Genomic DNA, 12,874 nt, shown 5'->3' on the forward strand with positions numbered 1-12,874 from the left:
GTATGCGCCGGAACGACGGATCCGGTTGCGGAATGCCCTCGGAGCTGACGTAATGGAGGCACTATGGCCCTCTCCAGCACGGTTTTCGAACGATCCGCCCCCGACTCCGCCGTCGTCGACGCCGCGCTCAGCGGCACCCGACGCGGCGTGTACTGGCTCGAGGACCCCGACGTGCCGCGCCCCGCCCTCGCGGGCGCCGTGACAGCCGACCTGGTGGTCGTCGGCGGCGGGTACACCGGACTCTGGAGCGCCCTGCGCGCGAAGGAGCGCGACCCCGGCCGCCGCGTGGTGCTGCTCGAGGCCCGCTCGCTCGGCTGGGCCGCCTCCGGCCGCAACGGCGGCTTCGTGGAGTCGAGCCTCACCCACGGCCGCGAGAACGGCCTCGCCCGCTGGCCGGCCGAAGCCGCTCGGCTGGAGGAGCTGGGCGTGCTGAACCTCGACGGCATCGAGGCGGCCGTCGCCCGCTACGGGATGGACTGCGACTTCGAGCGCACCGGCTCGCTCGCGGTCGCGGTGGAGGAGTACCAGGTCGGCCCGCTCGCCGACGGCGACGGCGTCGCGGGCGGCCGCTTCCTCGACACCGCGGAGGTCCGCGCCGTGGTCGACTCGCCGATCTTCCTGGCCGGCCTCGCCGCGCCCGCCGAGCAGTGCGCGCTGGTGCACCCCGGCAAGCTCGTCCGCGAGCTGGCGCGGGTGGCGGAGGAGCTCGGCGTCGAGATCCACGAGGACAGCCGCGTGCTCGGTCTCGAGCGCGACGGCGCCGGCGTGCTCGTCCGCACCGCGCACGGCTCCGTGGCGGCGTCCCAGGCGATCCTCGGCACCAGCGCCTTCCCCTCCCTCCTCGCCCGCACCCGCCTGATGACCGTCCCGGTCTACGACCACGTCCTGATGACCGAGCCGCTGGACGCCGCCCAGCTGGCCTCGATCGGCTGGACGGGGCGCGAGGGTCTCAGCGACGTCGCCAACCAGTTCCACTACTACCGCCGCACCGCCGACGACCGGATCCTCTGGGGCGGCTACGACGCCGTCTACCACCCGGGCGGCCGGATCCGCTCCGCCTACGAGGAGCGTCCGGAGACCGATCGCGCGCTCGCCGCGCACTTCCTGACCACCTTCCCGCAGCTCGAGGGCCTGCGCTTCAGCCACCGCTGGGCCGGAGTGATCGACACCAGCACCCGCTTCGCCGCCTTCTACGGCACCGCGCTCGCCGGCCGGGTCGCCTACGCGGCCGGCTACACGGGGCTCGGCGTCGGCACGACCGCCTTCGCGGCCGACGTGCTCCTCGACCTCCTCGACGGCGAGCCGACCGAGCGGACCGAGCTGGAGATGGTGCGCAAGCGCCCGCTGCCGTTCCCGCCCGAGCCGTTCGCCACCGCGGGCATCCAGGCCACCCGCTGGTCGCTCGACCGCGCCGACCACGACGGCGGCCGGCGGAACGCGCTGCTGCGGACGCTGGACGCGCTCGGGCTGGGCTTCGATTCGTGATCGGCCCGGGCTCCTGACGCGCTCCGACTCCTGACCGCGCCGCCCGCCCGGTAGCGTGCTCTGCGGGGGCACCGTCGGGTGCGGGAGGGACACGGATGCTCGCGTCAGCGCTCGAGGTCCTGCTCGCGGTCGCGGGCGCGGCCGCCGGAGCCGTCCTCGTCGTCAGCGGCGTGCTGAAGCTCGGGCGGACGGAGCGGTTCCGCGCGAGCCTCGCCGCGCTCGGTCTGCCGGCCCGCCTCTCCGCGAGCCCGCTCTTCGCCCGGGCCTTCCCCGTCGTCGAGATCGCGCTCGGGCTGGCGATCCTGCTCGCCCCCGCGCCGCTGCACCGCGGGGCGCTGCTCGGCGCGGTCGCGGTCGACGTCGTCTTCCTCGTCGTCGCGGTCCGCGCGGTCCGCGCCCCGGAGCCGGTCGAGTGCGAGTGCTTCGGCGGCCTCGGCGACGCCCGGATGACCGGCCGCACGGTCGCGCGGAACGCCGTCCTGCTCGCGCTGGCGCTCGCCGGACTCGTCGGGGCCACGGCGCCTGCGGAGCTGCTCGTCCCCGGGGTCCCCGCCCTCCTCGCGGTGCTGCTCGCGCTCGCGCTGGTGCCGGTGCGCGACCGGCTGACGGCGCGGACCCCTGCCACCGACACCCCGACCGACTCCGCCGACCTCGTCCTCCTCACCGCCGCGGGCGAGCCGATCGCCCTCGCCGAGTGGGCCGACCCGCCGACGCACCTCGTCTTCTTCTCGCCGTCCTGCATCTCCTGCCACGAGCTGGTCGAGCGCTTCCGCTGGTGGCCGAACGGCCTGCGCGAGGGCGAGGAGCTGATGCCCGTCTTCCTCGGCGCACCCGCCGACTTCGCCGAGCACGAGGTGTTCGCCCCGCTCGTCGAGCACGCGCTCTACGACCCCGACCGCTCGGTCGCGGCGGCGGTCGGCCGCGGCGCCACCCCGGGCCACGTGCTGCTGGACCCGGCGCACCCCCTCGGCGACGGCTGGTCCAGCGGCTGGTTCGAGATCGAGAAGCGCGTCCTGCGCCCCGACTTCTTCGAGGACGTCCGCCGCGGCGCCGTCGCGCCGGCCCCGGACACCGCCGGACACGAGTGACCGCGCTCCTGGTGGTGCTGGTGCTCGCGCTGGTCGTGATCGCCGGCGCCGCCGTCGTCGGCCCGCGCCTGGGCGTCGCCTCGCCGCTCGTGCTGGTCGGGATCGGCGTGGCCGCGAGCTTCCTCCCCGTGGTCGGCCCGATCGAGATCGAGCCGGAGTGGATCCTGGCCGGGGTCCTCCCGCCGCTGCTCTACTCCTCCGCGGTGTCGATGCCGGCGATGAACTTCCGCCGCGAGTTCGGTGCGATCAGCGGTCTCTCGGTGCTGCTGGTCGTCGGCACCTCGCTGGTGCTCGGCCTGTTCTTCCTGCTGGTCCTGCCGGATCTCGGCTTCGCCTGGGGCGTCGCGCTCGGCGCGATCGTCAGCCCCACGGACGCCGTCGCGACCTCGATCGTCAAGGGCACCTCCGTCTCGCGCCGGGTCGTCGCGATGCTCGACGGCGAGAGCCTGCTCAACGACGCGACGGCCCTGGTGCTGCTGCGCACGGCGATCGCGGCCGCCGCGGCGAGCTTCTCCTTCTGGGGTGCGCTCGGCTCGTTCGGCTACGCCGTGCTGATCGCCACGATCGTCGGCGGTCTCGTCGGCTGGCTGAACCTCGCCGTGCGCCGCCGGGTGCAGGACCCGACGGTCAACACGATCCTGTCCTTCACCGTCCCCTTCCTCGCCTCCGTCCCGGCCGAGCTGCTCGGCGCCTCGGGCCTGGTCGCCGCGGTCGTCGCCGGGATCGTCACCGGCATCCGCGCCCCGCGCGAGCTCTCGCCGCAGAACCGGCTGTCCGACTCGCAGAACTGGCGCACGGTCGAGCTGGTGCTCGAGGGCGCGGTCTTCCTCACCATGGGCCTGCAGGTGCGGGCGATCGTGACGAGCGTCGAGGAGGACCACGCCGGCGTCGGCCCCGCGGTGCTGATCGCGGTGGGCGCGCTCCTGCTCACGGTGCTGGTCCGCGCGGCCTACGTCGCCCCGCTGCTCGGCGTGCTGAAGAGCCGAGGCCGCCTGCGCGAGCGGATGCGCCCGCGCGTCGAGGGCCTGCAGGAGCAGATGGGCACCGAGGAGGGCCGCGAGGAGAGCCTGCAGCGGATCAGCCGGGGCCGCCGCACGCCGACCGCCCGCGATCTCGAGCGCTTCCGCACCCGGCTGACACGGATGCTCGCCGACATGGAGTACTTCGTCCGCGCGCCGCTCGGCTGGCGCGAGGGCACGGCCGTGGTCTGGGCCGGGATGCGCGGTGCCGTCACGGTCGCCGCCGCGCAGACGCTGCCCGAGGACACCCCGCAGCGCTCGGTCCTCGTGCTGATCGCCTTCGCCGTGGCCGCGCTGTCGCTGCTGCTGCAGGGCGGCACGGTCGGTCCGCTGCTGCGCGCGATCGCGCCGGACGTCGACGAGGCGGCCGAGGAGAGGGCCCGCGAGGAGGAGCGCACCCGCGTCTTCGCCCTCCTGCGCACCAGCGCCGAGGCCGTCCAGGAGCCGCCGCCCGCCCCGGACGCGCCGAGGACCGAGGCGTTCCTCCAGGCCCAGCGCCACCGGCTGGCCGTGATCGCGGCGCAGCGCGCGGACCTCCTCGACGCCCGCGACAACGGCACCTTCGACGCCGACGTGCTCGCCTCGGTGCTCGCCGCGCTCGACGCCTCGCAGATCGACCTCGAGATCCGCGCGCGCACCGCCCGCTGACCCCGCGCCGCTCGCGCCGCTCGCGAACAACCCGGTAGCCGCCCGAAACATGAGGGTCGTACGGTGAGCGCATGCGCGCAGAACTGACCCTCGGTGCGGAGGAGGAGCTCCACCTCATCGATCTCGAGTCGAGGCAGCTCTCCCCCCACGCCCCCCAGGTGCTCGCCCGGCTGCCGAAGGAGAGCTTCTCGGCCGAGCTGCAGCGGACCACGGTCGAGACGAACACCGCGGTGGTCGACTCCCTCGACGGGCTGCGCGAGCAGCTGATCTCGCTTCGGCGCGCGGTGATCGACGCCGCGGCGCCCGACGGCATCGGCATCGCCGCGGTCGGCACCGCGCCGCGCTCCGAGCAGACCGACTTCGAGCTCACCAGCACCGGCCGCTACGGCCGGATGCAGGAGCAGTACCGGATGCTGGTGGACGAGCAGCTGATCTGCGGCACCCAGATCCATGTCGGCGTCTCCGACCGCGAGCTCGCGGTGCAGATCGCGCAGCGGATCGCCCGCGATCTGCCGGTGCTGCTCTCCGCCAGCGCGAGCAGCCCCTACTGGAACGGCCAGGACACCGGCTACGCCAGCATCCGCACGATCATCTGGCAGCGCTGGCCGAGCGCCGGCGCGACCGGGCCCCTGGAGTCCGCGGCCGAGTACGACCGCCTCCTCGACGACCTGATCGCCACCGGTGTCATCGCCGACTCGAAGATGGCCTACTTCGACGTCCGGCCCTCCTCGCACGCGCCGACCCTCGAGCTGCGGGTCTGCGACGCGATGCCGATCGTCGACGACGCGGTGCTGATCGCCGGGCTCTTCCGCGGCCTGGTCCGCACCGCCGAGCTCGACATCGAGGCGGGCCGTCCGTTCCGGCACACCCCGCCGCCGATCCAGCGCGCCGCCACCTGGCAGGCCGCGCGCGGCGGTCTCTCCGGCCCGCTGCTCGATCACACCGAGCACCCCCGTCCGGTTCCCGCAGCCGAGGCGCTGCGCAGCCTGATCGCCCGCCTCCAGCCCGCGCTCGACGAGCTCGGCGACCTGGAGCAGGTGCGCGCGCTCGCCGAGGCGCTGATCGCGCGCGGCAACTCCGCCGACCGCCAGCGCGCCGTCCTCGCCGAGCGCGGCACCCTCGACGCCGTGGTCGACGCCGTCGTCGCCGAGACGCACGGCCCGGCGAGCGGACCGATCCTGCCCGCCCCGAGCCTGCGCTCCTACCGCGTGCGCGCCGGCGACGAGGCCGTGGCCACCGGCGGCCGCGCCAGGAGCGCGTACCAGCCGATCCTCGAGCACTTCCGCGGGCTCGGCGCCGAGCGGCTCGCCACCCTGCACGAGTCCCGCGACCGGCTCGTCGAGCAGGCCGGGCTCACCTTCCGCGTCGGCGAGGAGGACCGGCCGTTCCCGGTCGACCTCGTGCCGCGCGTGCTGCAGGCGCACGAGTGGAGCGAGCTCGCCGCCGGGCTCGAGCAGCGCGCCCGCGCCCTCGAGTGCTTCCTCCAGGACGTCTACGGCGAGGGCCGGGCGGTGCGGGCCGGCGTGGTCCGCGATCTGCGCGGCGCGCCGGGCTGGAGCGAGGACGCGGCCCGGCTGCCCGCCGGCACCGTCCGCGGCGCCGTGATGGGCTTCGACCTGGTCCGCAACGAGTTCGGCGGCTGGCGGGTGCTGGAGGACAACCTCCGCAACCCCAGCGGTCTCGCCTACGCGATGGGCATCCGCGCGCTGCTCGACGACGTGCTGCCCGATCTGCCGCGGCCCGCGGGCCTGCTCGACGCGTCGACGGCGCTCGCCGGACTGCGCGCCACCCTCGCCCACGGCGCGAAGGGCGCCGACCCGGTGCTCGGGCTGCTCTCCAGCGGAGCGTCGAGCTCGGCCTGGTTCGAGCACCGCCGCCTGGCCGAGGGCGCGGGGCTCCTGCTGCTCGAGGCGGGCGACCTCGCGGTCGAGGGCGGCCGCGTCCTGGCCGGCGGCACGGTCGTCGACGCGCTCTACCTGCGGCTCGACGTCGAGCTCGCCGACCTCGTCGCGGGCGGGAGGGGGATCGGCCGCGAGATCCTCGACGTCGCGGCGGCCGGCGACGTGTACCTGGCGAACGCGCCCGGCAACGGCGTCGCGGACGACAAGGCGCTCTACTGCGCGGTTCCCGAGCTGATCGGCTACTACCTCGACGAGCGCCCGCTGCTCGAGTCCGTGCCGACCTACCGCCCCGAGGACGAGGCCGAGCGCCGGATCGTGCTCGAGCGGGTCGGCGAGCTGGTCACCAAGCCGGTCGACGGCTACGGCGGCCGGGGAGTGATGATCGGCCCGTCGTCCCCAGCGGCGCGCGTCGCCGAGCGGCGCGCCGAGATCGCGGCGGACCCGGGCGCCTGGGTCGCCCAGGAGGTCGTCCGGCTCTCCTCGCTGCCCGCCTTCTCCGGCACCGACCTGCAGCCGCGGCACATCGACCTCCGCGCCTTCGTCTTCGTCACCGGCACCGGACCCGGCGACGTCCGCCTCGCCGACCTCGCGCTCACTCGCGTCGCGGCCGAGGGCAGCATGATCGTGAACTCCTCGCGCGGCGGCGGCGCGAAGGACACCTGGATCGTCGGAGGCTGAGATGTGCGGCATCGCGGGAGAGATCCGGTTCGACGGCGCGCGCGCCGACATCGGCGCCGTCGACCGGATGACCGGCTGCCTCGTGCACCGCGGCCCGGACGGCGACGGGCTCTGGGCGGCGGGCCGCGTGGCGCTCGGGCACCGGCGGCTGGCGATCATCGACCTCTCGGCGGCCGGCGCGCAGCCGATGGTCGACGCCGCACTCGGCCTCACGATCGTCTTCAACGGCTGCATCTACAACCACCGGCAGCTGCGCGTCGAGCTGGAGGGGAAGGGGCACCGCTTCTTCTCGCACTCCGACACCGAGGTGATCGGCAAGGCCTACGCCCAGTGGGGCGAGGACTGCGTCGACCACCTGCTCGGCATGTTCGCCTTCGCGATCGTCGAGCGCGAGTCCGGCCGGGTGGTGCTGGCGCGCGACCGCCTCGGCATCAAGCCGCTCTACCTCGACGAGACCCGCGAGCGGATCCGCTTCGCCTCGACCGTGCAGTCCCTGCTCGCGGCCGGCGGCGTCGACACCTCGATCGACCGCACGGCGCTGATGCTCTACCTGAGCTTCCACTCGGTCGTGCCCGCGCCGCGCACGATCCTCGCCGGGGTCACCAAGCTGCCGCCCGCGACCGTCCGCGTGATCGAGCCCGACGGCACGAGCCGCGAGCGCGTCTACTGGGAGCCGGTGTTCGCCCGCGATCCCGCCCGCGCCGCCTGGACCGAGCGCGACTGGCAGGAGGCGCTGCTCGCGTCCTTCCGCACCGCCGTCTCGCGCCGGATGGTCGCCGACGTCCCGGTCGGCGTGCTGCTCTCCGGCGGCATCGACTCCAGCCTGATCGTGGCGCTGCTCGCCGAGGCCGGCCAGACCGGGCTGCAGACCTTCTCGATCGGCTTCGACGCCGCGGGCGGCGAGTCGGGCGACGAGTTCGAGTACTCGAGCCTGGTCGCCGAGCGCTTCGGCACCGACCACCACCGCCTGCCGATCGACTCCGCGCGGCTGCTGCCCGGGATCGACGCCGCGGTCGGCGCGATGAGCGAGCCGATGGTCTCGCACGACGCCGTCGCCTTCCACCTGCTCAGCGAGGACGTCTCGCAGCACGTCAAGGTCGTCCAGTCCGGCCAGGGCGCCGACGAGGTGCTCGGCGGCTACGACTGGTACCCGCCGCTGGCGCGGGTGCCGCGCGAGAACGCCGCCGAGGCGTACGCGGACGTCTTCGTCGACCGCCCCTTCGCCGCGCTGCAGGCCCTGCTGTCGCCCGCTTGGCGCGGGGACGCCGACGCGGCGGCCGCCTTCCTCGCCGAGCGCTTCGCCCGCCCCGGCGCCGACACGGCGGTGGACGCCGCGCTGCGCAACGACACCGCGGTCATGCTCGTCGACGACCCGGTGAAGCGGGTCGACAACATGACCATGGCCTGGGGCCTGGAGGCGCGCGTCCCGTTCCTCGACCACGAGTTCGTCGAGCTCGTCGGCACGATCCCGCCGGAGCTCAAGCTCGCCGACGGCGGCAAGGGGATCCTCAAGCGGGCCGTCCGCGGCATCGTCCCGGACGAGGTGATCGACCGCACCAAGGGCTCCTTCCCGGTGCCCGCGATCCGGCAGCTGGAGGGGCCCTACCTCGAGCGGGTGCGGGCGGCGCTGACCGACCCCGCCGCGCGGCGCCGCGGGATCTTCGATCCGGCGACAGTGGACGCGCTGCTGGCCGACCCGAACGCGACCCGCACCCGCCTGGGCTCGAACGAGCTGTGGCAGCTCGCCCTGCTCGAGATGTGGCTCCAGGAGCACGGCGTCGGCTGACCGGTGCCCGAGGATGGAGGCATGACGTCTCTTCTCACCGATCCGCTGCCGGCCGACCGCCTGGCCGCTGCCGAGGAGCTCGCGCTCGGGCTCGTGCACGCCTGGGGCAGCTGGGGCCCGACGATGACCCCGGACGCCGCCCGCGTCGCCTTCCTCAGCGACCGCGGCGGAGCCCCCGAGGTCTGGGTGCAGGACGTCGTCGTCGGCGCGGAGCCGCCGGAGGCGCGCCGCATCGCCCTCACCGAGGACCCGGTGCTCGAGGTCTCCTGGTCCGCCGACTCCGCCTGGCTGGCCTGCCTCGTCGCGACCGACGGCGGCGTGCGCACTCAGGTCTGGGTCGTGCGGCCCGACGGCACCGATGCCCGCCGCATCGCCGGCTCCCGCGACGCCCACGCCGAGCTCGGGCCGTGGACGCGCAGCGGCCACCACGTCGTCGTCACGATCCCGTCGGCCGAGCCGGAGCAGCCGAGCCGCTCGTTCCTCGTCGACCCGGTGACGGGGGAGCGGAATCCGCTCGTCGACGGCGACCTGATCTCGGTGCTCGACCTCTCGGTCGAGGAGCGCCTCGTCGTGGTCCGCGACGGCCAGCGCGGCCAGCAGTACTGCGTGGTCGTCGACCGGCTGACCGACGAGAACCACGCCCTCCTGCCCGACTCGGGCACCGGCTCGACGGACGTCGCGCTGCTGCGCCCCTCGCCGCTGCACGACACCGAGAGCCCGATGGTCGCCTACCTCGCGACCGACGTCGACCTGCCGCGGCGCCAGCTGGTCGCGATGCCGCTGGGCCCGGACGGCTGGCGCGGCCGGATCCGCCGCCTCGCCGCCCGCGACGACGCCGAGCTCGAGGGGCTGGACGCCGACGACGCCGGCCGGATGCTGATGCTGGTCTGGAACGTCGCGGGCTCGAGCGAGATCGAGCTGCTCGACACCACCACCGGCGAGCGGGTCCCGGTCGCCGGACTGCCGGGGCTGGTGGCCACGACGCCGGTGCTCTCCCGCGACGGCGGCGCCGTGATCCTGGGCGTCGAGGGCCCGGAGCGCCCCCGCGAGCTGTGGCGGCTGGACACGGCGAGCCACGAGTGGTCGCGGATCACCGGGGTGCCGGCGCTCGACGCGCCGCCGCTGATCGTGCCGACGCTCGAGCACTTCCAGGGCCGCGACGGCCTCGCGCTCTCCGGCTGGCTCTACCGCGCACCAGGGGCGACGGGGTCGGGACCGGCGATGCTCAGCCTGCACGGCGGTCCGGAGTCGCAGGAGCGGCCCACCTTCTCGGCGCAGCATCAGGCGGTCGCCGCCGCGGGGATCACGGTCTTCGCGCCGAACGTGCGCGGCTCCTCGGGCTTCGGGCGCGACTTCGTGCATGCCGACGACGTCGAGAAGCGCCGCGGAGCCTTCGACGACGTCCTCGCCGCCGCCGAGCACCTCGTCGACGCCGGGATCGCCGACCCGGCGCGCATCGCCGTCACCGGCCGCTCCTACGGCGGCTACCTCACCCTCGCGTCGCTGGCCTTCTCGCCCGGTGTCTTCGCCGCCGGCGTCGACATCTGCGGCATGTCGCACCTGCAGACCTTCTACCGCGACACCGAGCCGTGGATCGCCTCGGCCGCCGTCACCAAGTACGGGCACCCCGAGCACGACGCGGAGCTGCTGGAGGAGCTGTCGCCGCTGACCGCGGCCGACGCGATCGACGTGCCGCTGCTGGTGGTGCACGGCGAGCTCGACACCAACGTGCCGCTCGGCGAGGCCCGGCAGATCGTCGCGGCGCTCGAGGAGCTCGGCCGCCCGGTCCGCTACCTGCAGCTGGACGGCGAGGGCCACGAGTACCGCCGCGCCGACTCGAAGGAGGCGCTGCTGCGCGAGCTGCTGCAGTTCCTCACCGAGGCCCTCGCCGCCCCGCCCCTGCTGGTCGAGTAGCCCCCGCAGGGGCCCTCCATGCTGGTCGAGCAGCCCCGCAGGGGCGTCTCGAGACCCGGAGATCAGCGCGTCTCGAACTCCTGGCGGAGGGTCCCGTGGATCGGGTGCGCGGGGTCGTCGCCGACGGCGCGCGCCGGGTCGTCGATCTCGACGGAGCGGGTCAGCGCGGGGGCTGCGTCGCCGCCGATCATCTCCGAGGTGCCGTCGAGCAGCTCCTCGGCGATCCGGCTGGAGAGCCCGCTCCGCTCGCCCGGACCGGGATCGGTCATCGCGTCGACCGGCGCGGCCAGCGCCGCCTCGAGGCCCGTCGGCTCGACGCCCGCCTCCGGCTCGTGCTCGATCCGCCGCACGCCGTCGTGCTGTGACCGGGACCCGTCTGGCATGGTCGCTCCTCGTCCGTCTCGTCGCGGCAGCGGGGGCAGGGCGCTCCCGCCGCTGCCCCGAGCGTAGATCACGGCGTGTCCGATCGAGGGGTCAGTCGAGCAGGAGCCAGGAGTGCGCCTCGACCTGCACGCCGCCGACGCTCGCGGCGCGGTCGCCGAGGTTCAGCGCGAGCCGGGCGCTCTCGCCGTCCGGCCCCTCGGCCACCAGCAGCACGGCGGTGTTCGACAGATCGACGCTCGTGGTGCGCGCGGCGACGAGCCACGGGTGCCTGCGGCGGAACGCGATGACCTCCTGGTGCACGCGGTAGGCGTCGTTCCGCGGCCACTCGCCCGGGTCGGCCGGGAACTCGGGCCGGATCGCGTCGTCGCCGCCGACGCGCTCCTCCTTCACGCCCTCGAGGCCGCGCTCGTCGCCCGAGTAGACGCTCGGCACGCCGCCGACGAAGCCGAGGATCGCGACCGCGTGGCCGTGGTGGCGCGGATCCGTGATCGCGCTGGCGAGCCGGGTCACGTCGTGGTTGCCGACGAAGGTCAGCGGCACGAACGTCTCGAGGAACTCCGCGTGGCGCTGCAGCGTCCAGTCGAGCTCGAAGAGGTTGCCCTCCTCGATCGAGCTGCGCACCGACTTCCACAGCTCGTACTGGGTGACGGAGTCGAGCCCCGACTCCCGCACGTAGCCGGCGTAGTCGCCGTGGATGACCTCGCCGACGAACCACGCCTCGGGGAAGCGCTCGCGCACCGGGTCGATCGCGGCGCGCCAGGAGGAGGGGTCCACCGCGTAGGCGGCGTCCAGGCGCCAGCCGTCGATGCCGCGCTCGAGCCAGTGGCTCATCACCGCGGAGACGTGCGCCGCCACCTCGGGGTTCGCGGTGTCGAGCTCGACGAGCGCCTCGTGCCCCTCGAAGACGTCGACCGGCAGGCCGTCGACCTCGCGCGCCGCGCCCGTCCGGCGGAACCGCGCGGCGGCGGGGGAGTCCTCGCCCGCCGCGACGGCCTCGCGCCACCACGGGTGCTCGCGGCCCACGTGGTTGAAGACACCGTCGAAGACGAGGCGGATGCCGCGCTCGCGGCAGGCGGCGATCAGCGCGTCGAGGTCGTGCTCGTCGCCCAGGCGCGGATCGACGCGGAAGTGGTCGACCGTGTCGTAGCCGTGCGTCATCGAGGCGAAGACCGGCCCGAGCAGCAGGCCGTTGCAGCCGAGCGCGAGCAGGTCGTCCAGCCAGGGCAGCAGCCGGCGGAGGCGGTGCTGCGGCTCGTCGCCGGCCCCGGGTCCGTCGGCCGAGGTCGCCTCGGCCCCCAGGAACGCGAGCGGATGGATCTGCCACCAGATCGCCGTCGAGATCCAGCCGTCCGTCGTCGTCTCCGCCATCGCGGCCGCCTCTCCCGGCGAGCTCGGGCGCGCGCCGTCGGCGAGTGTAGCGACGGCCCCTGACACCGCCTCCCAGCCGCTCCCGGAGGCTCCACGGGGTGCCGATCGGCGTGTTTCCGGGCTTCTCACCGCGCGAATCGCCGCCGATCCGGGATCGGGCTGGTAGGTTACGGACGGTCCGACCGGTCGACGGGGTCCGCCCCCGACCGCTGGACGACACACAACCACCAGCTGTTCTCAACAGCGCGAACGTCCTGGGAGGACACTCCAATGGCTGACAAGTCGCTCAACCGCACCGAGCTCGTCGCGAAGATCGCCGCCGACTCCGGCCAGAGCCAGGCCGCCGTCAACGGCGTCCTCGACTCGCTCTTCTCGACCCTCGCCGACTCCGTCTCCAACGACGTGAAGGTCACCATCCCGGGCTGGATCGCCGTCGAGCGCACGTCCCGCGCCGCGCGCACCGGCCGCAACCCGCAGACCGGCGAGACCATCCAGATCGCCGCCGGCCACTCGGTCAAGGTCTCGGCCGGCACCAAGCTCAAGGCCGCTGCCAAGTAGTCACGGCTCAGCACGCTCTGCGAGGGCTCCGGCGATCCGCCGGGG

Annotated in this window: 9 protein-coding genes; 7 read left to right on the top strand and 2 right to left on the bottom strand. The window is 74.6% G+C overall.

What is annotated here, in order from left to right; all coding sequences use genetic code 11:
- The first annotated feature begins 63 nt into the window (after window positions 1-63).
- From GTU73_RS04090 to GTU73_RS04115, 6 genes are all read left to right on the top strand, one after another.
- Window positions 64-1,485: an FAD-binding oxidoreductase gene (locus GTU73_RS04090; RefSeq protein WP_160087233.1), complete on the top strand. Its 1,422-nt coding sequence runs from the start codon at window positions 64-66 to the stop codon at window positions 1,483-1,485.
- 95 nt (window positions 1,486-1,580) lie between these two features.
- On the top strand, window positions 1,581-2,573 hold the full coding sequence (locus GTU73_RS04095) for a MauE/DoxX family redox-associated membrane protein (RefSeq protein ID WP_160087235.1): 993 nt from the start codon (window positions 1,581-1,583) through the stop codon (window positions 2,571-2,573).
- Window positions 2,570-4,240, top strand: coding sequence for a sodium:proton antiporter (locus GTU73_RS04100; RefSeq protein ID WP_160087237.1), 1,671 nt, complete (start codon window positions 2,570-2,572; stop codon window positions 4,238-4,240). The genes GTU73_RS04095 and GTU73_RS04100 overlap by 4 nt, the downstream gene beginning before the upstream one ends.
- Before the next feature lie 71 nt (window positions 4,241-4,311).
- The gene (locus tag GTU73_RS04105) at window positions 4,312-6,819 is read left to right on the top strand and encodes a glutamate--cysteine ligase (RefSeq protein ID WP_160087239.1); all 2,508 of its coding nucleotides are present in this window, start codon (window positions 4,312-4,314) and stop codon (window positions 6,817-6,819) included.
- Window position 6,820: 1 nt separating this feature from the next.
- Window positions 6,821-8,605 carry an N-acetylglutaminylglutamine amidotransferase gene (locus GTU73_RS04110; RefSeq protein ID WP_160087241.1) on the top strand — a complete coding sequence of 595 codons (1,785 nt, stop codon included), beginning with the start codon at window positions 6,821-6,823 and terminating at the stop codon, window positions 8,603-8,605.
- Between the two features lie 21 nt (window positions 8,606-8,626).
- A complete protein-coding gene (locus GTU73_RS04115) occupies window positions 8,627-10,519 on the top strand; it encodes a S9 family peptidase (RefSeq protein ID WP_160087243.1) in 1,893 nt (630 codons plus the stop codon).
- Between the two features lie 62 nt (window positions 10,520-10,581).
- Here the strand turns inward: GTU73_RS04115 and GTU73_RS04120 are convergent, their stop codons facing one another.
- Window positions 10,582-10,902, bottom strand: a complete 321-nt coding sequence (locus GTU73_RS04120; protein WP_160087245.1) for a hypothetical protein — start codon at window positions 10,900-10,902, stop codon at window positions 10,582-10,584.
- A 91-nt stretch (window positions 10,903-10,993) separates the two neighbouring features.
- Entirely contained in the window at window positions 10,994-12,271 is a 1,278-nt protein-coding gene (locus GTU73_RS04125; protein WP_160087247.1) for an alpha-amylase family glycosyl hydrolase, read from the bottom strand.
- 270 nt (window positions 12,272-12,541) lie between these two features.
- Between GTU73_RS04125 and GTU73_RS04130 the strand changes: the two genes are divergently transcribed.
- Window positions 12,542-12,829: an HU family DNA-binding protein gene (locus tag GTU73_RS04130; protein WP_055786347.1), complete on the top strand. Its 288-nt coding sequence runs from the start codon at window positions 12,542-12,544 to the stop codon at window positions 12,827-12,829.
- Window positions 12,830-12,874 lie beyond the last annotated feature (45 nt).

Source organism: Rathayibacter sp. VKM Ac-2804, from assembly GCF_009866655.1.
GTDB lineage: Bacteria > Actinomycetota > Actinomycetes > Actinomycetales > Microbacteriaceae > Rathayibacter.